Origin of the sequence: Thioalkalivibrio sp. ALE9 (genome assembly GCF_000377445.1) — a bacterium.
In the GTDB taxonomy this organism is placed as follows: domain Bacteria; phylum Pseudomonadota; class Gammaproteobacteria; order Ectothiorhodospirales; family Ectothiorhodospiraceae; genus Thioalkalivibrio.
Genome location: NZ_KB898133.1, coordinates 1 through 19,853 on the forward strand (window position 1 = coordinate 1; position 19,853 = coordinate 19,853).

16 protein-coding genes are annotated in these 19,853 nt (G+C 66.3%); 1 reads left to right on the forward strand and 15 read right to left on the reverse strand.

The window, feature by feature from the left end; all coding sequences use genetic code 11:
• The first annotated feature begins 357 nt into the window (after window positions 1–357).
• Window positions 358–675, forward strand: coding sequence for a HigA family addiction module antitoxin (locus tag D106_RS0111825; protein ID WP_026279226.1), 318 nt, complete (start codon window positions 358–360; stop codon window positions 673–675).
• A gap of 374 nt (window positions 676–1,049) precedes the next feature.
• On the opposite strand, the gene D106_RS0111830 is transcribed toward D106_RS0111825, so the two are convergent.
• The 15 genes from D106_RS0111830 to D106_RS0111905 all read right to left on the reverse strand — a co-directional run bounded on the left by D106_RS0111830 (window position 1,050) and on the right by D106_RS0111905 (window position 19,789).
• A complete protein-coding gene (locus D106_RS0111830; RefSeq protein WP_018880155.1) occupies window positions 1,050–2,258 on the reverse strand; it encodes a glycosyltransferase in 1,209 nt (402 codons plus the stop codon).
• The gene (locus tag D106_RS0111835) at window positions 2,255–3,457 is read right to left on the reverse strand and encodes a glycosyltransferase family 4 protein (protein ID WP_018866617.1); all 1,203 of its coding nucleotides are present in this window, start codon (window positions 3,455–3,457) and stop codon (window positions 2,255–2,257) included. The genes D106_RS0111830 and D106_RS0111835 overlap by 4 nt, the downstream gene beginning before the upstream one ends.
• The gene (locus D106_RS0111840; protein WP_018880156.1) at window positions 3,454–4,797 is read right to left on the reverse strand and encodes a phenylacetate--CoA ligase family protein; all 1,344 of its coding nucleotides are present in this window, start codon (window positions 4,795–4,797) and stop codon (window positions 3,454–3,456) included. Before D106_RS0111840 ends, D106_RS0111835 begins: the two co-directional genes overlap by 4 nt.
• 41 nt (window positions 4,798–4,838) lie before the next feature.
• Window positions 4,839–5,789 carry a class I SAM-dependent methyltransferase gene (locus tag D106_RS14915; protein ID WP_081619363.1) on the reverse strand — a complete coding sequence of 317 codons (951 nt, stop codon included), beginning with the start codon at window positions 5,787–5,789 and terminating at the stop codon, window positions 4,839–4,841.
• Window positions 5,790–5,791: 2 nt separating this feature from the next.
• On the reverse strand, window positions 5,792–7,714 hold the full coding sequence (locus D106_RS0111855; protein ID WP_018880157.1) for an XrtA/PEP-CTERM system amidotransferase: 1,923 nt from the start codon (window positions 7,712–7,714) through the stop codon (window positions 5,792–5,794).
• A gap of 202 nt (window positions 7,715–7,916) precedes the next feature.
• Complete coding sequence (locus tag D106_RS0111860; protein WP_018880158.1) at window positions 7,917–9,041, reverse strand: TIGR03088 family PEP-CTERM/XrtA system glycosyltransferase; 1,125 nt, start codon at window positions 9,039–9,041, stop codon at window positions 7,917–7,919.
• A 47-nt stretch (window positions 9,042–9,088) separates the two neighbouring features.
• On the reverse strand, window positions 9,089–10,648 hold the full coding sequence (gene xrtA / locus D106_RS0111865; RefSeq protein ID WP_018880159.1) for an exosortase A: 1,560 nt from the start codon (window positions 10,646–10,648) through the stop codon (window positions 9,089–9,091).
• On the reverse strand, window positions 10,638–11,888 hold the full coding sequence (locus D106_RS0111870; protein WP_018880160.1) for a TIGR03087 family PEP-CTERM/XrtA system glycosyltransferase: 1,251 nt from the start codon (window positions 11,886–11,888) through the stop codon (window positions 10,638–10,640). Before D106_RS0111870 ends, xrtA begins: the two co-directional genes overlap by 11 nt.
• A 50-nt stretch (window positions 11,889–11,938) precedes the next feature.
• On the reverse strand, window positions 11,939–12,310 hold the full coding sequence (locus D106_RS0111875; protein ID WP_018880161.1) for a GxxExxY protein: 372 nt from the start codon (window positions 12,308–12,310) through the stop codon (window positions 11,939–11,941).
• Between the two features lie 339 nt (window positions 12,311–12,649).
• Window positions 12,650–13,675: a FemAB family XrtA/PEP-CTERM system-associated protein gene (locus tag D106_RS0111880; protein ID WP_018880162.1), complete on the reverse strand. Its 1,026-nt coding sequence runs from the start codon at window positions 13,673–13,675 to the stop codon at window positions 12,650–12,652.
• A gap of 31 nt (window positions 13,676–13,706) precedes the next feature.
• Window positions 13,707–14,612 carry an XrtA system polysaccharide deacetylase gene (locus tag D106_RS0111885; protein WP_018866607.1) on the reverse strand — a complete coding sequence of 302 codons (906 nt, stop codon included), beginning with the start codon at window positions 14,610–14,612 and terminating at the stop codon, window positions 13,707–13,709.
• 15 nt (window positions 14,613–14,627) lie between these two features.
• Entirely contained in the window at window positions 14,628–15,734 is a 1,107-nt protein-coding gene (locus D106_RS0111890; protein ID WP_018880163.1) for an XrtA/PEP-CTERM system-associated ATPase, read from the reverse strand.
• 3 nt (window positions 15,735–15,737) lie between these two features.
• Window positions 15,738–17,210, reverse strand: coding sequence for a TIGR03016 family PEP-CTERM system-associated outer membrane protein (locus D106_RS0111895; protein ID WP_018880164.1), 1,473 nt, complete (start codon window positions 17,208–17,210; stop codon window positions 15,738–15,740).
• Window positions 17,211–17,226: 16 nt separating this feature from the next.
• Entirely contained in the window at window positions 17,227–18,123 is an 897-nt protein-coding gene (locus D106_RS0111900) for an XrtA-associated tyrosine autokinase (protein ID WP_018880165.1), read from the reverse strand.
• A 115-nt stretch (window positions 18,124–18,238) separates the two neighbouring features.
• Complete coding sequence (locus tag D106_RS0111905) at window positions 18,239–19,789, reverse strand: XrtA system polysaccharide chain length determinant (RefSeq protein ID WP_018880166.1); 1,551 nt, start codon at window positions 19,787–19,789, stop codon at window positions 18,239–18,241.
• Window positions 19,790–19,853 lie beyond the last annotated feature (64 nt).

A 19,853-nucleotide genomic window follows, 5' to 3' on the forward strand; every position in this document is an offset into this window, starting at 1 on the left:
CACTGTCCGGCACCGGGGTGTCGCAGGCATGCTGTAAAGACAGCACAAGAATTTCTTCGTGCCTTCGTGTGCTTCGTGGTGAATTCAATCCCTTCAGGCCAAGGGCGAGTCACAGGAAGATGGAAGAGTGGGAAGGCTCTGGACGGAAAGACACTTTCATCCGGGCCGCAGCACACCACTGTCGTCATCCCGGCCGCAGCGCAGCGGAGAGCCGGGATCTCCGGACCATGGCACCCACGCTACGCCCTCTTCCGGTATTGGCATAGCATGAAAAGCGAGCAGTATCGGGTCTGCTTTGCCTGGACAGACGCCGGGCCCGACCAGGTCGAAATCACGGATTACCACTGAGGCAGAATCATGGTCCGCATCCCTACCCACCGACAGCCGACTCACCCCGGTGAAATGCTGGCGAAAGAGTTCCTGGAGCCGATGCACATCTCCCAGCGCCAACTGGCTGATGCGCTCCATGTTCCGTATCAGCGCATCAACGAGCTGGTGAACCAGAAGCGCGGCATTACCCCAAGCACGGCGCTGCGTCTGGCACGCTTTTTCGGCATGTCGCCCGACTTCTGGTTGAACCTTCAGGTGCGCTGGGATTTATTCAAAGCGCAGCAGTCGGAACAGGCCGATCTGGAACAAATCCGCGAATTCAGTTCGTGGAAACAGACTGCCTGAGCCAGGTTCGCCGCAAGGGCGGGTCACAGGAAGACGAGAAGAGCGGGAAAGCTCTGGATGAAAAGACGCAGTCATCCCCGCCACAGCGCACCACCACCGTCATCCCGGCCGCAGCGAAGCGGAGAGCCGAGATGACATCTGGGCGGCGGAGTGCGGACTCAGGTCCTTGTGGGCTTCGGTGGTCGCCTGCATCCGCCGCGCTGGGGTTACCCCGATCACCCGGCATGCCCCGTCACCACCCTCACAAATCTTCCCTTCTTCCCGCGCTTCCTGTGAACAAGCTCGTCTTCGTGCCTTCGTGAGCTTCGTGGTGAACCCGATCTTTCCCCTCTGTGTGCTCCGTGTCCTCTGTGGTGAAAACGCCCTGGCCTTGTTCAGTGGGCTGGCGGTTGTGCGGAATGGACGGAGCGCAGAGCATCCACCAGTATCGGGATGCGGGCCTCCCAGCGGTTCTCGCGGGCGTAGGCCTGGATCGCCGCGCGGTCCCAGTCGGTTGTAAGCGCGTCCTCGATGACGCGGCGCAGGGCATCGCCATCGCCCAGCTCGACCAGTGTGCCCAGTGCATCCGAGCAGATGACTTCCGGGTTGCCCCCCACGCGCGTGGTCACCGTGGGCAGGCCGCAGGCAGCCGCCTCGAGGAAGACGTTCGCCCAGCCCTCGAAGCGGGTGGCCAGCACGAACACATCGGCGGCAGAGTAGTAGAACCGCAGACGTTCCGGTGCCACGGCCCCGGTGAAGTGCACGTGATCCTGCACGCCCTGCTCGCGCGCGAGCCCTTCCAGCCAGGCCTGGCCATTGCCGTCCGGTCCGCCGCCACCGACGCAGAGGTAATGGAGGCCGGGGAACTGCCTTAACAGGGCTGGCATCTGCTCGATCACCCGGTGGAAGCCCTTGCGCTCGTTGAGCCCGCCGACGGTGATCAGGACCTTTGCGTCCTTCGGGAGGCCAAGTTCCTGGCGGCAGGTCACCCGGTCCTCGGGGTAGAAGTAGTCGAGGTTGATGCCATTGGGCATCACCTGCACCTGATTCTCGGCAATGCCCATGCCCAGCGCGACGCGGCGCAGATCGCCGGAGACGGAGAACACACGGGCGGCGGCGTGCATCGCACGCGCGGACATCCAGCGCGACAGCCGTGTGCGCGATATGCGCAGGATGGTTCCGCGAAGGGTGATGGTGTGGGTCAGGCCCAGCCATCGACCCAGCAGCCATGCGGCCACGCCATCCGGGTAGATGAAGTGGGCATCGATAGCAGTGACGGCCTCATCCCGCTTGAGCTGCCGCACCAGCCGCAGGAGGCTGAGCGCAAGTAATGGCCCGTCGGTCCACTTCATGATGCCGGGGATGCAGAGGAACCGCGGGTGGTAGACATCGATCCCGTCCTGCACCTCGTGACAGGGCACCGGGGGCCGGTAGTGCGGATTCCAGAAACGGCGGATCAGTCCCTGACCGGGAAACCAGGCAACCGGTGCGACCACCACCAGCGGGATGTGGCGCGCCACGCGGAACATGCGCTCGCGCACAAATACCCCGTAGGTGGGCTGCACGGCATTGGGGAACACCCGCGACAGGACGAGGAGCTTCATGCCGTATCCCGTGCCGACGCATCCGCCGGGCAGACGCTGGCGATCACATGTCGCGCATTGGCCTGCCAGGTATAGCCGCGCTCCTCCACCAGGGTCGCGGCCTGACGACCCAGCCGCACGCGGGCCGCATCGTCCGCCAGCAAGGCATCCAGGCGCTCGGCGAGAGCACCCCAGTCGCGCGGCGGGAACAACAGGGCGCTAGAGTCGTGGCGCACCACTTCCCGGATGTTCGGTTTGTCCGGAGCGACCACCGCTCGACCCAGCGCCAGATACTCGAACAGCTTGATCGGGGATGCGTAGTCGGTGACATCCGGCTGTACGGCGATATCCAGCGCCGCGATATGGGTCGGGATGGCGACGCGCTCCACCGGCCCGGTGAAATGGACGCGTTCGGCAAGGTCCAGATCCACTACCAGCTTCTGGAGAGCAGGAACGGCGGGGCCATCCCCCACAATGAGCAGGTGCAGGCTGGGGTGCACACCCGTTAGCGCCGCGCAGGCGTGGATCAGCCCGTCCACGCCGTGCCAGGGCCGGATCCACCCGACAAAACCCACCACCCGGGCATCCGCGGGTACGTAACGCTCGCGTACGGAACGACCGTCCACCTGGGGGTTGAAACGGGCCCCGTCCACGCCATTGGGCATCACCATCAGGCGTTCGCGCGGGACGCCACGCGCGGCAAAGATATCTGCCATGGCCTGGGTGACGACGATGGTGCGGGTGGCACTGCGGCAAAGCCAGTCCTCGATGCGCTGGGCCAGCCGCCGCAACACGAGATCCCCGTGCGTTTGCAGTTCCAGGCTGAGCGGGGCGTTCACCTCCAGCACGAGAGGACGCCGGGTCAGCCAGGCCACCAGCCGACCGGAAAAGCTGAACAGGCTGTAGCGCTCGTAGATGAAGGCCGGCCGGTGGCGCAGCACCGCCCACAGCAACAATACGAAGGCGGGCCCGTTGTAGGCCAGCGAAAGCAGTTCGTAGAACCAGAAGGGGATCGGCACGCCCTTCAGCGTGGGCCTCGCATCCCCGTCCCCTTCCTCGTTCCTGGCGGGCACTGGCGTATTGCTCGCCTCGGCCCTGCGCTGCAGGGGCGCCACCATGTGGACCTCATGGCCCAGCTCACGGAAGGCGTCGCACAGGGACTGGATATGAATGCCCTGGGCATCCTCGCCGCGAGTGCGATGGTGGTAAAGGATCTTCACGTCTCCAGCGCCTCGCTCTCGACCCAGCGATACTTGCCCGAAGGCGACGGCGCGATGGACTCGACCAGCTCCAGGCGCACAGGCACATCGGCATGCAGGATGCGGTGCATCCCTTCGGTAACCGTGCGGGTCTGCGCCTCGCCCCAGGCGCCATTGGCGATCACCTCGATATCGAGGGAGAGGTCCGCACGCTGCACCAGCCGGTACTGAGCGACCTGCGGCAACTCGCGCATCACGTAGTTGGCGGCAGAGCCGTGGACCCGCCGCCCCTCGGCGCCCACCAGGAAGTCATTGCGCCGCCCTTCCAGGCGATCGAGCGTCGGCAACAGCGAGCCGCAGGGGCAGGTACCGGCCTCGCCCAGCCGGCCGCGGTCGCCGACGCGATAGCGCACGAACGGCATCGCATACCCGTCGAGGTTGGTGACAAGCAGATCGCCGATCCCGTCGGCGTCCGGTTCGTCGACCTCCACGTGCACGTGTTCGCTCGCGATATGCAGGCGACCGTGCGGGCATTCGTGGGCGATCAGTCCCGCATCGCGCGATCCGTATTCGTTGGCGACCGGACACTGCAGGATCTCGCCAATGGTGTCGCGCACCTGCGGATACAGCATCTCGGAAGTACACACCACGGCCTGAGGCCGCCAGCCACGCGCGAGTTCCGGGTGCTCGCGCAGGGTCTGCGCGACACGCACGATCACGGTGGGGTAGCCATAGACCAGGCGCGGTCGAAAGCGCCCGAGGAACCCGGCATAGGCGCGCAGACGCTCGGGGGTGAGATCGTGGGCCGAGAGCACGACCTGGTTCAGGAGGTAGCGATCCTTGATCACGCGCAGGCGCGACGCCTTGCCGAGCTCGATGGGGGAACCCCAGAAGTCGACCTGACGATCGCCCGGACGGATGCCGAACCAGCCCCGAAACCGGAGCTTCTGCGCGTTATGGCGCGCCTCCTTGACGCGATCCGTCCAGAAAACCAGGGGCCGCCCGGTCGAGCCCCCGGTACTGGAGGGCAATAACGGCCCCGTAGCGTTGTCGGCCACCAGGGCACGCCCGTTCTCGCGCACAGTATCGCGTTCGAGAATCGGAAAATCCTCCAACTCGGGAGCACGGCCTGCCAGGGCTTCCCGGTACCAGGGCACGTGCTCCGCGCAATGCGCCACCAGGGCCTCTATGCGTGATTGATGCAAGCGCCCGAGAGCGGCGGCCCCGGCCTGCTCGCCTCGCTGCAGGGCCTGCAGGTAGGACGCCGTTTCACGCGCACGCAGCCGTTCGTGCAGCGGCCAGAGCACCCGCCCCGCCAGCCGTTGCGGCATGCGCAGCGGCCAGTCGGGCTGGGGCAGCAACGGCGCCGCGCTTGCATGAGCGCCTGGCATGGATGGGTCAGTCATCCGTCGGGTCGGTCTTGGCACTTCTCGCCAGGATGCTTTTCGGCAACTAGCCAGAAGCCCAGGCAGCGCAACGTTTCGTCATCCAGATCGCGAAAAGGTTTGGCCAGGTACGGGCGGACCGCATCAATGTCTTCTTGATCCGCATGAGCCGTAGGCTCAAGGATTCGGGTCGTCAATCCCGAATTGGCCAGAGCCTGAACATAGCGATCCAGTCGAAGGCGGTTCGGGACACCCTTGCCTTCATACATGAGATTCCAGAGAAGGGGAGGCCAAGTCAGAAAATCCAGAGGATTTTCGCGATGCAGGCCATGGCTCTTGAGGTCCACCTGATGGATTGCCACCCCATCCCACTTTAGAGCCCTGGCCATGTCGTCAAAAGTGGCGTCCAGATCATTCACGTGCTCGAGTACAGCACGGGAATAAACAAGATCGATGCTATCTGTCAGGCCCGACAATCCGTCTTTCGTTACCCGGTACTCAAGACATTCCGGCTTGAAACCTGATGCAGGATCGCCCGCCCGAACAAAACACGCTTCCCCCCGTTGTCGGACTTCGCCATCCAGGCCATCAAGAATTTCCTGCAAAACCGCTACCTGAAACGGGGATCTTTGATCGAGCGAAAACCGATCGACACAAAAAACCTTGCGGGCGCCGTGGGCCAACATCAGGAGACTGACACCGGGAACATCTCCAGGGCCATACTCCAGCAGGACGCGGCCGTCGAGCCACTCCCTTGCGGAGTCCAGATTCAAGTCCAGCTTCTGGAAGTACGCCTCAAAGCAGTTTCGGAAATAGGCAGCAACCGATTCGGGGGTTTCTTTCTTCTGTCCTCGGCCGGTTTCCCCTATCAACCGCACATACAAGCGCGGCGCCCCCCTTGCGAGAAGATTACTCAGAATCGCTCTGGAGGCCCGTTTGGCATCTGCGACCGGTCGACGTCCGTACATTGTTACCTCCAGTCAACCACGGAGGGCTGTCGCCTTTCCGAATGGGCCAGAAAACTCTCGAACATAAGCAGCGACCACAGGGCCGGGCTGTGGTCGCGGGCGCCGCTGACGTGCTGGTTCACGAGGGTCTTGAGGAAATCCATGTCGAAGATGCCGGAGTCGGCGATGCGCGGGCCGAGGACCTGGGCCTGCATGCGCTCGCGCAACGGGCCGCGGAACCATTCCGCAACCGGCACGGAGAACCCCTTCTTGCGGCGGTAAAGGATTTCCTCCGGCAGGTAGGGCTCCATGGCCTTCTTGAACACGAACTTGCCCTCGGGGCCGCGCAGCTTGAGTTCCGGCGGCAGGCCCGAGATCCACTCGACCAGCTGGTGGTCGAGGATGGGGACCCGCACCTCCAGTGCATGCGCCATGCTCGCGCGGTCGACCTTGGTCAGGATGTCGCCCGGCAGGTAGGTCTTCATGTCCAGGTACTGCACCAGGGACAGCGGGTGTTCGGTGGGCGCGCGTTCCGCGTGCCGGCGCAGGACTTCCAGCGCGCCGTAGCCCTGCAGCGAGCGCCGGAATGCCGGGGAAAACAGGTGCGCGCGCAGGTCGTCGCGCAGGATAGAGACGCCCTGGAAGTAGCCTTCGACCGAATCCCTGGCCAGCGCCTGAAAGGTCGCCTTCGCGCGCAGTGGGCGCGGGGCCCAGTCTGCCTTGGGATAGACTTTTGCGAGCGTGCCGAACAGCGGGCGCCGCATCCCCAGCGGCAACGGTGCGCGCAGACGCTCCTCGGCGAGATGGTGGCGATAGCGCCGGTAGCCCGCCAGGTTCTCGTCGCCGCCATCCCCCGACAGGGCCACCACCACCTGCTGGCGCGCCTGTTCACAGACGCGGTAGGTCGGCAAAGCGGAGCTGTCGGCAAACGGTTCGTCGTACAGCCCGCTCAGGCGATCCAGCAGCGCGAAGTCGTCGGGATCGACCTCCTGCGTGTGGTGATCGGTGTGGTAGCGCTCGGCCACCAGGCGGGCGTAGCGGGACTCGTCGTAGGCCGGGTCGGCAAAGCCGATGGAACTGGTGCGCACCGGGTCGTCGGACAGCCCCGCCATCATCGCAACCACCGCGCTGGAGTCGACCCCGCCGGAGAGAAACGCGCCCAGCGGGACGTCTGCCACCATGCGGATGTCCACCGCCTCGCGCAGGCGGGCGGTCAGTTCCTCGGCGGCCGTGTCCAGGTGCGTGACGCCGTTGTCCGCGAACGGCACGTCCCAGTATTCGCGTGGTTCGCTCAGGTTGCCCTGCCCGCGATGCACGGTCAGCGTGTGGCCGGGCGGCAGCTTGTGCACGCCGCGGAAGATGCTGCGCGGCTCCGGCACGTAACCGAAGGCGAAGTAGTCCTCCACCGCATGCGGATCCATGCGCCGGGGCAGCCCCGGATGCGCCATCAGCGCCTTGAGCTCCGAACCGAAGATTAGCTGCCCGTCGGCCAGCGCGCTGTAATACAGCGGCTTGATCCCGAGACGATCGCGGGCCAGGAACAGGGTATCCCGGTTGCGGTCCCAGACGGCGAAGGCAAACATGCCGCGAAAGCGCTGCACGCAGGCCTCGCCCCACTCCTCCCAGGCATGCACGATCACCTCGGTATCGCAGTGCGAGCGGAAGCGATGGCCCGCCTGCTGCAGCTCGGCGGTCAGCTCGGGGAAGTTGTAGATCTCGCCGTTGTAGGTCACGACGACGGTCTCGTCCTCGTTGAACAGCGGCTGCTGCCCGCTCGCAAGATCGATGATCGACAGGCGCCGATGCGCCAGCCCCACACCCGGCTCCAGATGCACACCGCCCTCGTCCGGACCCCTGTGAAACTGGGTCTCGTTCATCGCCTCCAGCAGGGCCCGATTGACCGGCCGCCGGTCGCGCAGATCGAAGATGCCGGTAATGCCGCACATGTAGGGATCCTGATTGCTTCCTTGCCTGGGCGTCGGTCGAATTCAGGCGATCCACGGCCAGGTCGACACTGGGCGATGCCGCCGGGCGGACACCGGTTCGGGCCGGGCCCTCGCACCATCACGGAAAATCCAGAATAAACGACAACCCCGCCACCGAGCGCCCGCGATTCGCGCCGCGGGGCGGCTGGCGTTAGCGCCACAACTAACGCCGGGCCAGTACCCGGTCGTATACCGCCATGTAGCCCGTGACCATCGCCTCCATGCTGAACGCCGCCTCAGCCCGGGCGCGGGCGGCCTGTCCCTCGCGTGCGGTCCGCGCGGGATCGGCGGGATAGGCCATCAGCGCGCGGGCCATCGCGTCGGGATCCCCCGCCGGCACCAGTGCCCCGGTCACCCCGGGCTGTACCAGATCGGGGTTGCCCCCGACATCCGTCGCGACCACCGGCAGGCCCGTCGCCATCGCCTCGAGGATGGTGTTGCAGATCCCCTCGGCCAGCGACGGCAACACGAACAGGTCCAGCGCCCGCAGGCAGTCGGCGACGTCTTCCCGGGCGCCGGGAAGCCAGGCCTGGTCCGCGACCCCGGCCTGCTCCAGGAACTGAACGACCTCGGCGCGAAGGGGGCCGCCCCCGATCATCACCAGGCGCAGGCGCGGAAAGGCCTCGGGCAGGAGCTCGCGCAGCGCGACAAAGGCCCGCGCCAGATCCAGTGGCGCCTTGACCGCCTGCATGCGCATGACCGAACCGATCACGAACGTGCCGGGGTCCCGAAATGCCTGCGGCAACGGGGACACAAAGCCCTCGTGCGGCGGCGCGAAGCGGCCGGTATCCACACCATTGAAGATGTGCGACAGACGCGCCGCCGGTACCGCGATGGCCTCCCGCAGATAGCCCTTCTGGTGCTGCGACAGGGCGATGTAATGCCCCACCAGTGGCCGCACCAGGCGACGCAGGCGGCGGTTGCGGTCACGCGTGCCGTCGAGGTCCCCGACATCCCAGCCATGCTCGCCGTGCACCCGCGCCCGCACCCCGGCGAGCGCGGCGGTCACCTGCGCCTCCAGCGTGCCGAAGTTGCGGGTATGCACGATGTCCGGTTGCAGGCGGCGCAGCAGCCGCCACAGGCGGAGGTGCACCCGCGGATCCTTGCCTTCGCGCTTGTGCAGGGCGTGCAGGCTGACATCATCCCGCTCGAGGCGTCGGCGAAAGTCGGTGTAGTCCGTCATGCAGATGATCGCGTGGCGGAAGCGATCGGCCGGCATGTGATTGATCAGGTTGACCAGCCCGTTCTCCATCCCGCCGATATCCAGGCGATGGATGATGTGCGCCACACAGGGGCGCTGATCACCCTCCCGGGCCACGGGTACGGAGGCGCCCGTCACTGCCGCGCGACGTGGTCGAGCTGTTCGAGCAGCTCGGGCAGGGCATCCGCGGCGTAGGTCCGCAATGCCGCCTCCGCCGCATCGGTGCCGTTGTCGAACTCGAGCGGCGCATACAGCACCACCAGCGCGGCATCGTCCCGACCACCGAATAACCGGTTCAGCGCCTCCCGCGCCTTGACCTCATGCGGCCGGGTAGTCAGGCGGCCATCCACCCAGTACCAGCGCCACACCAGGAACCGCTGCCCGGGGCCGTTCAGCAGGAAGCGTTCCGGGTTGGGGTATCCCTCCAGCGTGGCCCGGCCGCGACGCGACTGCGACCATTCCAGCGCCCGATCGCGCCCGGCCAGGGTATTGCTCCAGCCCACCATGTTCCCGTGCCGGTACTGCTCGCGGTAGAACAGCACATGCATACCCACCGGCTCGCCGCCGTCGGCGGCCGTCACCAGGCCGCCGCGACCGTCGCGGGCGCCACGATACCCCGGCTCCCAGGCGGTATCCTGTTCCTCTAGGACCTGCCAGCCTGCTGGTGCCAGCGGGCCCGTACCCAGGCCCGCCACGGGGCCGAGATCACGCTGGTTCATCCACTCGGCATACAGCGGCGCCGCACTGGCCAGGACGACCGTCAGCACCGCGGCGGCAACGAACGAACCCGCCTGCGCGGAGCGCCCGGGTTGCGCGGGAGGCACCGTCGGGGTCGGCAACGGCTCTATGTCCTCGCGCCACAACGCACCGATCGCGAACATCAGCGCGATGACCACGCCGAAGAAGATCCAGCCATAGATCAGGTGATCCACCCCGGCCGCATGCTCCATGTCGCTCAGGTGGCCGATCATCACGATCATGTAGGCGCGCAGGCCGTTGGCGACGATCGGGACCACGATGGACACACCGACAAACACGATCCGCCGCCAGGGACTGCGGTACATGAGATAGGCATACAGCGTGCCCAGCGCGACCGACGCGATCAGGTAGCGCACGCCACTGCAGGCCTCGATCACCGACCAGCGGCCGGTGGGCAGATCGAAATACAGCCCGTCGCGATAGACCGGGATCCCGGTCAGCTGCACGGCGGTCACCGTGAAATCCGCGGTCAGATCCATCATCGGCGGCACCAGGAACTCGCCGAACGGGACCGCGAACAGCAGATACGCCAGGGGGAACTGCAGGCGCCAGGTGATCGCGTTGCCCAGCACCAGCCAGAACAGCGCGGGAATCATCAGCACGGCCGCGAACTGGCGCACCGACACCACATCCACCAACTCCCCCGCCACCCAGACGAGGGACAGCCCCACCAGGGGCAACAGCGCCCACCAGGATGGGCGCGGCTCCAGCGCAAGCACCTCCTGACGCTTGAGAAACAGCAGGAACAGGACGATTGGGACGATCAGGAAGCCGTGCGCAAAGGTGTCCGAGCGGTTCCAGATCGCAACGATGGAGGCGAACGTCGGGTAGAACATCCACCCCAGCACGACCAGGCCCAGCACCAGGACCGGCGCGGCAAACCACCAGGAGGAACCGCGGGCGCGTGTTCGGGCATTCAGCGCGTCAGCGACCATGTGCGGCCTCCTCGATCGACACCGTACCCGACACGCGGCCCGGGCGACGCCGCAGGATCTCGCCCAGGTGCGCGAGATTGCGCGCCCAGTCGTAGTCCGCCAGCACCCGGGCGCGGGCCGCCTGCCCCAGCGCCGGGTCCGGGGCGCGCAGGTACCCGGAGACGGCCTCCAGGAACGCGCGCGGCTCGGCGTCCGCCGCGACGACCTCGTGCCCGGGGGTCGCGGTCAGCCCCTCCAGGGCCTGCGGGCTGGCCACGACCGGACGCCCCAGCGCCATCGCCTCCAGGACCTTGTTCTGCACGCCACGGGCGATGCGCAGCGGCGCGACCGCGAGCGTGGCGTGCGCGATCCAGGGACGCACGTCGTCCACGAAGCCGGTCACCGTCACGCCGGGCCGGGCCGCCAGGGCCGCCACCTCCGGCGCCGGCCGGCTGCCGACGATGCAGAACCCCACACCCGGGTGTTCCGCGCGCAAGCCGGGCAGGACGTGATCGGCGAACCACACCACCGCATCGACGTTGGGCCAGTAATCCATCGCGCCCGAAAACACGATGGTGCGGACGCCGGCGACATAGGGGTTGGAACCCGCCACCGCCTCGGGTGCGAAGAAGGCGGCATCGACGCCATTGTTCAGTGCATGCACCCGGTCCGCCGCCTCCGGGGCGCGCTGGCGGAAGCTGTCTGCTTCGGCCGGCGACACGAACAGACTGGCATCGCTGGCCTGCGCGACCCGGCGCTCGTAGTCCAGCAGCCGACGGCCCTCGCGCCGATACACCGCGCTCATGGGCCAGCGCCGCGTCGGGGCGTACTGCGTCCACTTGTCGGAATCGACGTCCACGAAGTCGACCACCCGGGTTCGCCCGCCCCCTTCCGGCAGGTACTGGGCCATCGCCGAGGAAAAGGCCACGGCACAGGCGACCGGCTGGCGGATCAGCGTGGTCCTAACCCAACGTGCCAGTTCGCGGTCGCGATACCAGGGCACGGTCAGCGGCTCGCCGCTCAGGAAGCCGGTCAGCGCGCGCAACTGGGCCCGCCGGCGCGGCAGCGGACGGGCACAGACCGACGTGCAGATACGCTTGAGCTCGGGCAGATACGCCGCATCCGCCGGGTCATCGATGAACGTACCCAGGTGCACACGATAGTGCTGCGCCAGATAGCGCAGGATGTGGTGCGAACGAATCTTGTCGCCCTTGTTCGGCGGCCACGGAATCCGATGCACCAGATAAAGAAGATCATCCATAGGGCGTATTCACCACGAAGGTCACGAAGGCACGAAGAAGGGCCTTCACTTCAACGGACTAGTCGTTTGAGACCGTCTTTCAGGCGCACATTGTTGAAGTTGATCAACAGCGCTTGCGGAACATTCGCGAGCTTCATGTATGTGAGGGTTTGGGCCTCGTGAATCCTTTGCAGGGCGTCCACACTTTTCAGCTCCAGCATCAGTCTGTCCTCGACCAGGATGTCGATACGGTAGCCACAATCCAGCTCCCGCCCTTTGTACGTGACCGGGATCGGAACCTGGGACACGCAGTACAGGCCGGATTCCAGCATTTCGTGCACCAGGCATTTCTCGTAAACCGACTCCAAGAGCCCCGGCCCAAGCTCGCGATGTACCTCGATCGCCAATCCAATGGCCTTCTTCGATAGCGGGTCGAATTCCATTTCTCCCCCATAATCACTTTCTGGTTTCCCTTCGTGCCTTCGCGGTCAACCCGCTCTTGCAGTCGCCGCTCTCCGTGTGCCCCATGGCCCCGGTGGCAAGCCCTGCTCTGCATTTGAACTTGCCTTGGCATTCCTTCGTGTCTTCGTGTTCTTCGTGGTAAATCCGCCCTTGACCCCGCTCTTGCAATCACCCCCCTCTCCGTGTACCCCGTGGCAAGGCCTGCTCTGCATTTGAACTTGCCCTGGCATGCCTTCGTGTCTTCGTGTTCTTCGTGGTGAATCCGCCCTTGACCTTGACCTGCTCGGTGTTGGCTGTGGCCTCGGTGGCGGGAAGGCCCTTCAACCGAGGGAGCGGGAGAGTTTGGGGCCGAGCCAGTTGGCGACGGGCTGTGGCAGGCGCTGCCAGGCCTTGATGAAATAGCGGTACTTGGGGTTGAGCGGGTTTACGTCGGGCATCTCGCGCGCTCGCACCAGGTGATACTCGTAGTACAGCGGCTGCGGCTCGAAGCCCCAGTTCTTCTTGAAACTGAACGAGCCGGTATCGCGCTTGCTGCGACCGAAGTCGTAGATGCGGTAACCGTCCTCGCAGGCGTGGCGCATCAGCTCCCAGTAGAGAAAGTCATAGCCCGCGACCTGGCGCGCCTCGGGCGTACCTGCGCCGTAGTACGGCAGCACCTCTTCGCGGAAGAAAAAGGTCACGACGCTGGCGACCGGATCACCGTCGTGCACCGCCGTGAGCACCCGGCATTCGTCGCCGAACACGTCGAGCAGAGTCTCGAAGTAGCGACGACTGAAGACCGGCGTCCCCATGCGGCGCACGTTGGCCGCGAAAATCGGGTAGAAGCGCTCGATATCGGACTCGAATTCACTGGTCAGCCCGGCCTTGATCCCCTTGCGCACCATGCGCCGCTGCTTGCGGGGGATCGCATTCATGTTGGCCTCGACCTCCGGCTCCATGACCTTGCGGAAGGTGAAATAGAGATCGTCCTTGGTTGGCCAGTCCGGGTGCTGCGGTTCCATGTGACGGTATTCGAGATAATCCACCCCTAGCTCTTCGGCAAGCGCCCGGGCACGCCGATCCAGGGCCTCGAAGGCCGTGGGCGTCTGCGCGGCAATGCCGCCGTAAACGCCGAACGGGATCGAGGCCAGGGCATCGCCAAACAGGCGCGAGCGCACCCGCACCAGCGGCAGCACGCCCTGGATAACCCCGTTCTGTTCCGCGTAGAAAAACCAGACGGGATGCCCGAAGGCGCGCTGCATGACCGTTGCCCAGCCGGCGCGGTGGAAGAACGTGGCCTGCGGGCAGCCATCGACGAAGGCATCCCAGCGCCCATGCCCGGTCGCGTCGAGTGTGCACACTTGCATGGGCAGCGTAGCCGCCATCCGTTCCTGGTCTTCAGGCGACTGATACACGGGCGCCCTCCGAGGACGTCAGGGCGGGGGCCTGCAAATCGAGGGGGACAGCGAATACGCGATCCATTCGATCCCAGGTGAAGTCCTGCAGCAGGCGATCCAGACGCGCCTCCATACGGTGCAGATTCACGTAGTGCCGGAAACGCGTCTTGGCGGTAATGCCGGGAATACGCGGCTGGCCGGGGTCGATCTCCCAGGGGTGGAAATAGAACACCGCGGGCATCGCATCCACCTGCTCGATCCGACGCAGGGCGCGCCGCGAGATGGCGTAGGGCAGGAGACGAAAGTAACCGCCGCCGGCCGCCGGCAGATTTCGGCCGCCCATGCGCAGGGTGGCGGGCGGCAGTTCCAGGATACCGCCTTCCAACGGGCGATGGGGCTCGCGCGGGGCGTCCGGCATGCCGTAGTGGTCGTGGCGAACCGGATAAATGCTCGAGCTGTAGTCATGCCCTGTCTCGTCCAGAATTCTGAGCGCCCACAGGTTGCCCTCCCCAATGGAAAAGCTCGGCGCGCGATAGCCCCGGATGGGGGAACCGGAAAGATCCTCCAGTATCCCGCGCGCGCGGGTAACGTCAGCGCGGAAGGCTTCGGGACTGAGGTCGGTTACCCGCTGGTGGCCATAGCCATGGCTGGCGAGTTCGTGCCCGGCCTCGACGATACGCCGGATGGCCTGAGGGTAACGTTCGGCAATCCAGCCCAGGGTAAAGAAGGTGGCGTGCGCCCCACGGCGCTCGAACAGGTCGAGGATGCGATCGAGGTTCCGCTCAATACGGCACTCACGACAATCCCAGGAGTCGCGCGGGATCTGCGGCGCCAGCGCGGAGACCTGGAAGTAGTCTTCGACATCGACGGTCAGAGCATTGGGCCGATGGGCGTTTTTCGGCTGCATGACGAGGCTCCGCCCCTACGACCGTACGGCGCTGGGAACCGGGGACAAGGACTCCGGCTCGTAGCCCTCGTCGCGCACGATTTTGAGCACCTCCTGGGTCACGCGGAAGTTGACCAGGAGGTTGCGCTCGATCCGGTGCAGGCGCTCTTCCAGCGCCTCGAGATCCTGTTCGATGCGCAGCATGGAGACCTGGCTGGCGACAGCCTGATCCGGGTCGCCCTGGTCGGCTTGGTCGTCCGTGCCCGCGTGCGCCTCCCGGCGCGGCCCCGATGAACCGGCGGCGGGGGGCGTCTCGTCCAGCAGCACTCCCTCCAGGTCCTCCTCGATCTCGTCGATCACCTGCTGCGCCCGCGCCGCATCCAGATCGGCACATTCCTCCAGATACCCCATCAGCAGCAGGCGGTCGCAGAAGGTGTTCACCTTGCGCGGGATGCCGCCGGTGTAGTCGTGGATGCGCGGCCAGATGTCAGCGTCGAAATGCGGCCGGCCATTCCAGCCCACGCGTGCCAGACGGTGCTCGATGTAGGCGCGCGTATCGTCCTCGTCCATCGGGCCGAGGTGGTAGGTCGCGATCACCCGCTGGCGCAGCTGCTGCATGTTCTCGCTGCGCAGCAGGCGCCGGAACTCCGGCTGACCGAGCAGAAAGCTCTGCAGCAGGGGGCCGTCCTCGCCCTGGAAGTTGGACAGCATGCGCAGTTCTTCCACGGCGTCGGGACCCAGGTTCTGTGCCTCGTCGACCACCAGCAGCGCGCGCTGGCCGCGGGCCCGCGTGTCGTGCAGGAAGGACTCCAGGCGGCGCAGCTGCCCGGCCTTGTGATTCGGGGCATCCTCCAGCCCAAAGGCGAGGCAGACCGAGCGCAGCAGGTCTTCGGCATCCAGCTGTGTGCTCACCAGCTGGGCCGCCACCAGGGGCTTGTCGCTCAGGGTCTCGAACAGGCTGCGCACCAGGGTGGTCTTGCCGGCCCCGACCTCGCCGGTGATGACGATGAAGCCTTCCTCCAGCTGCACGCCGTATTCGAGATAGGCCATCGCCCGGCTGTGGCCCTTGCTCGCGTAGAAGAACCGCGGATCGGGGCTCAGCGCGAAGGGCCGGCCGGTGAAACCATAGAATTCCTCGTACATGCCTCAGAACTCCCGTGTCAGCGTGCCGATGATCGCGTTCTCGCGGTACTCGTTGGCCGCGGCGTTCGAATCCCGGCGCTGGTGCCGGTAGGCCAGGCTGGCGCTGGTATCCGGCGTCAGCTGACGACTGACGCTGGCGCGCAGGAACCAGAGGTCATCCTCGCGATCGCTGTCGGTGAAGTCGGTCCGGCTGATGCCGGTGGTCAGCAGGGTCGTCGTGCGCGGACCGTAGCGCCATTGCCAGAACGCGCTGGCCCCGCGCTGGGTGCGGTTGTCCTCGAACAGGCCGACGTTGGTCTGAGTCTCGGATTCGCGCTCGGTCTGGATCAGGTTGACGCCGAACACACTGCGACCGGTGTCGTAACTCCAGCCGGCGCGCCAGGTTCGGGTCAGGTAGAAGCCTTCCACGAATGCCTCGTCGCCCAGCTCCGGGTTCAGCAGAAACAGGAAGATCTCTTCCGGGGAGTAGTTGTCCAGAAGTTCATCGACGGACATGAACTGGATGTCCTCCGCGAGCTGGGCAAAGGGCCCGTCGCGCCGCTGCCGGGTCGAACTCACGCCCTCGTTGTAGCTGAGGCGATAGGTGGCGCGGCGGCTGCGGTGGTCGACCGCCAACGACCGGTTCTTGCCGAAGTAGCGTTCGCCGTAGCGGGCCTCGATGTTGGTGACCCTCGTCGGGGCCCAGCCCGCCCCCACCTGCCAGAAGCCGCCGTCATCGTCCTCGCGGGTGGTCGCATAGTCGTTGAACTCTTCGCCGACCACGCCGAACAGGCGCAGGGACCGCCCGAACCGGTAGCCCAGGGTCCCGCTGACCTGTCCGAACTCGCCCTCCAGGCCATCCTCGAAGCGCTCTTTCTCGTAGAACCCGGCGAGCTGCCAGAAGGGACGGTTGAAGGCGGCCCCGCTGTCGAGGACGTATTCACCCCGGTGGAAGTCGCTGTCCTGGCGGTTGCTGCGGTGGTAGAGATTCTCGCCGTAGGTGTAGCGGACCTCCTGGGTGGCGAAACTGCCATAGCGGGTGCGCAGCATCGGCGAGACGCTGTAGGTGGTGGTCTCCTGCAGGTTCTCGCGCGGGGTGCTGCCCCCGATGCCGACCGGCCCGAGGATCGAGGCCGCCTGCTCGGTACGCGAGGCCCCGGCGTCGACGAAAAAGGTATCGTCCACCAGCTCCCAGTTCGTGCGGCCGCGCAGGGTGTGGGTCGTGCGGTCCTGGCGTGTATCGTCGGCATAGAAGCGCGAGTTCATGCGGTAGTCGATGCGGGTGTCGCTGCGCGCGCCTTCGCCGCGCAGCGTGAACCCGGGCGCGACCGTGCCGATCAGGTCCGCCTCCTCCTGCCCCCGCGGGGCCAGGCGGGCGTTGTCAGTCACCTCCGCGGATACCGTGACCCGGGGGGTGAACGTCCAGTCGACGGCCTGCGCACTACCGGGCACCGCCAGCACGACCGCGGCCGCGCCGATCCACCACCGACGGGCCACCGCCGGGCCCCGGGGCCTAGCGCGACGGGGCGCCGGCGACATGATCACGCTCGCTGCCATAGTAGCTGCCCCCGTAGTACTGCCCCCCCATGCCGATACCGGGCGTCGCGCGGTTGAGAGAGGTGAGCACGACCCCGCAGGAATCCAGTTGATGCATGGCCCGCTCCACCGTGGTGGCCGGCGTGCGATCGGCCTCGACCACCATCACCACCTGTCCCATGTGAGTCGCCAGCACGCCCGGCTCGCTGGTCGCCAGCAGGGGCGGGGAGTCGAACAGGATGATCCGGTCCTCGTAGCGATCGTGCAGGTCATCGACCAGATCCCGCATCACGTCGCTCGCCAGGATCTCGGTCGAACGCCCGTGCGGACGGCCCGCGGGCAGAACGGTCAGGTTCTCCACGTTGGTGCGCAGCAGCACATCGGGGATCTGGATATCCGGCTCGCTGAGGACATCCATCAGTCCAAGGTCGGCCTTGAAACCCAGCGTGCGGGGGATCGCCGGTCGCGCCACGTCGGCATCCACCAGCAGCACCGTGCGTTCCAGCTCCATCGCCATGCTCAGGGCCAGGTTCACACTGGTGAAGGTCTTGCCTTCCCCTGGCAGGGCGCTGGTGATCATGATCAGCCGACCACGGGGCACGCGCATTGCCGCGTGGCGCCCGAAGGCGTTGTTCAGCAACGGGCGCTTCATCATGCGGAACTCTTCCGCCACGCTGGAGCGTTGATCCCCGGGCACGATGAGCCCCTGCTTGCGCAGCCAGGCAAAATCGATGCTGACTTCCTGTGATACCGGTGCCCGTTGAAGTTCGGGCTCGGGTGTCGCGGTTTCGGGGGCCGGCGCCTGTTCCGCCCTGGCTTCGGGGACCGGCTGTCGCGCCCGGTTCTTGTCCAGTGCCTTCTCGATAATGCTCATCGCGCTGTCTGCCCCCTGCCGGCAACCGATTGCGTCGAATCGGCCCGTTCCCTGAAAGATAGTCGGTGCGCCCGGCGATGAGCGGAAACGTATCCGGCGAACCCGCCCGGCACCCTCATCGCAGCCATCCCATGAGCTCGTCCAGAAGGAACTCGGACCCGGTCGCATAGAGCCCCATGACCACGGCATAGACCACCACCAGGGTCCCCAGCGCCGCCGCAAAAACGGCCAACTCGGACAACCGCCGGTGCCGGGTCATCGGGGTGCGCACACGCGACACACTGCCGAGGACCGGGCGGCCGGTCACCGCCGCCAGCTGCTGACTGCTGCTGATGGTTCGCCGCAGCTGCGACAGCAGGAAGGCAAATCCGGTGCCCGCCCCCAGGCCGACCAGCAGGACGGCGGTGGCCAGCATGGGCCGATCCGGCGAGGCCGGCGCCGTGGGCTGGCGCGGTGGCTCCAGCACCCGGAAATCGACCGCGTCGGTCTGGCTCTCCACGGCCTCGGACATCACCGCCTGCTCGCGACGGTCCTGCAGCTGGCGGTAGGAATTGCGCAGCACGTCGTAGTTGCGGGTCAGGGAAGTCAGCTCGGATTCCACCGCCGGCGCGCGGTCCACATCGCCCTCCAGCCGCGCCACCCGCTCCTCGAACTCGGCGATGCGGGTGGTCAGCGAGGCGATCTCGCTTTCGGTTTCGGAGATCGCGTTCTGCAGCGCCTCGTTGCTGCTGCCCGGGCGCTGGATGGCCTGCGGGTTGCGCGCGAACTCCTGCGCCTCCCGTTCCCGGCGCTCCTCCAGCTCGACGAGGATGCGGCGCGACGACACCACGTCCGGGTGTTCATCGGTGTAGCGCAGCCGCATCGCGTCGATGTTCTCCTGCAATTCGCTGATGCGCCGGTCCAGTTCCGAGTTCTCGTAGCCGCCGGGGCCCACGCCACTGGCCCGGCCCTCGCGGGCCCGCCGCTCCAGGGTCTGCAGGCGGCTCTCGGCCTCGCGGCGCTGCAGCCGGGCCTGCTGCAACTGGTCACGGGTGCGCTCGAGCCGCGAGTAGAAGTTGCCATCGCCACTGAGGAAGCGCGCGTTGTCGCGCTTGAACTGCTCGATCTCGGCCTCCTTCTCCTGCAGCTGCTGTTCGTAGTTCTCCAACTGACGCTCGATGAACTGCTGCGAAGTGGTGAGGTCGAGGCGTGAGTCGCCCATGCCGCGGGCCATGAACAGGTCAACCGTCTCCCGGACCACACGGTAGGCGACCTCGGGGTTGCTGTGGCGGAAGCGGACGCTGTAGATGTTGTCGCGCTCGCCCCCCTCCAGGGTCAGCCGCGAACGCAGCAATGCCACCTGGGCATCCAGGCTGGCGTTCCCGGTCAGCACATCGAGATCGCTCTCGCGGGCGATTTCCTCGAGGTTGTCGCGGCTGAGCAGGGTGCGGGTAATCATGCGCAGGCGCTGCTCGGTGTTCGGGCGTACCGTCATCCCGCGCAGCAGCGGGTCCAGCACCGACTGGGTGTTCACGTAGATCCGGGCATCCGCCTGGTAGGTATCCGGCAGGTTGTGGGCGTAGGCCCAGCCACCGATACAGACCAGCCAGGCAATCGGCAGGATCCACCAGCGCTTGCGCCAGGTGCCCCGCACATGCTGCCAGAGCTCTTGAACGATCTTTTCCATACGGCCCAGCTTCCCGCCGACCGCACTGGCGCATGGGAGCGCCCGCGGGCCGATCTGCAGCGAA

Coding starts and splice junctions, on each gene's coding strand:
- D106_RS0111825 (WP_026279226.1), top strand. CDS start 358: ATGGTCCGCATCCCTACCCACCGACAGCCGACTCACCCCGGTGAAATG.
- D106_RS0111830 (WP_018880155.1), bottom strand. CDS start 2,258: ATGAAGCTCCTCGTCCTGTCGCGGGTGTTCCCCAATGCCGTGCAGCCC.
- D106_RS14915 (WP_081619363.1), bottom strand. CDS start 5,789: ATGTACGGACGTCGACCGGTCGCAGATGCCAAACGGGCCTCCAGAGCG.
- D106_RS0111855 (WP_018880157.1), bottom strand. CDS start 7,714: ATGTGCGGCATTACCGGCATCTTCGATCTGCGCGACCGGCGGCCGGTC.
- xrtA (WP_018880159.1), bottom strand. CDS start 10,648: ATGGTCGCTGACGCGCTGAATGCCCGAACACGCGCCCGCGGTTCCTCC.
- D106_RS0111870 (WP_018880160.1), bottom strand. CDS start 11,888: ATGGATGATCTTCTTTATCTGGTGCATCGGATTCCGTGGCCGCCGAAC.
- D106_RS0111875 (WP_018880161.1), bottom strand. CDS start 12,310: ATGGAATTCGACCCGCTATCGAAGAAGGCCATTGGATTGGCGATCGAG.
- D106_RS0111880 (WP_018880162.1), bottom strand. CDS start 13,675: ATGCAAGTGTGCACACTCGACGCGACCGGGCATGGGCGCTGGGATGCC.
- D106_RS0111885 (WP_018866607.1), bottom strand. CDS start 14,612: ATGCAGCCGAAAAACGCCCATCGGCCCAATGCTCTGACCGTCGATGTC.
- D106_RS0111890 (WP_018880163.1), bottom strand. CDS start 15,734: ATGTACGAGGAATTCTATGGTTTCACCGGCCGGCCCTTCGCGCTGAGC.
- D106_RS0111900 (WP_018880165.1), bottom strand. CDS start 18,123: ATGAGCATTATCGAGAAGGCACTGGACAAGAACCGGGCGCGACAGCCG.
- D106_RS0111905 (WP_018880166.1), bottom strand. CDS start 19,789: ATGGAAAAGATCGTTCAAGAGCTCTGGCAGCATGTGCGGGGCACCTGG.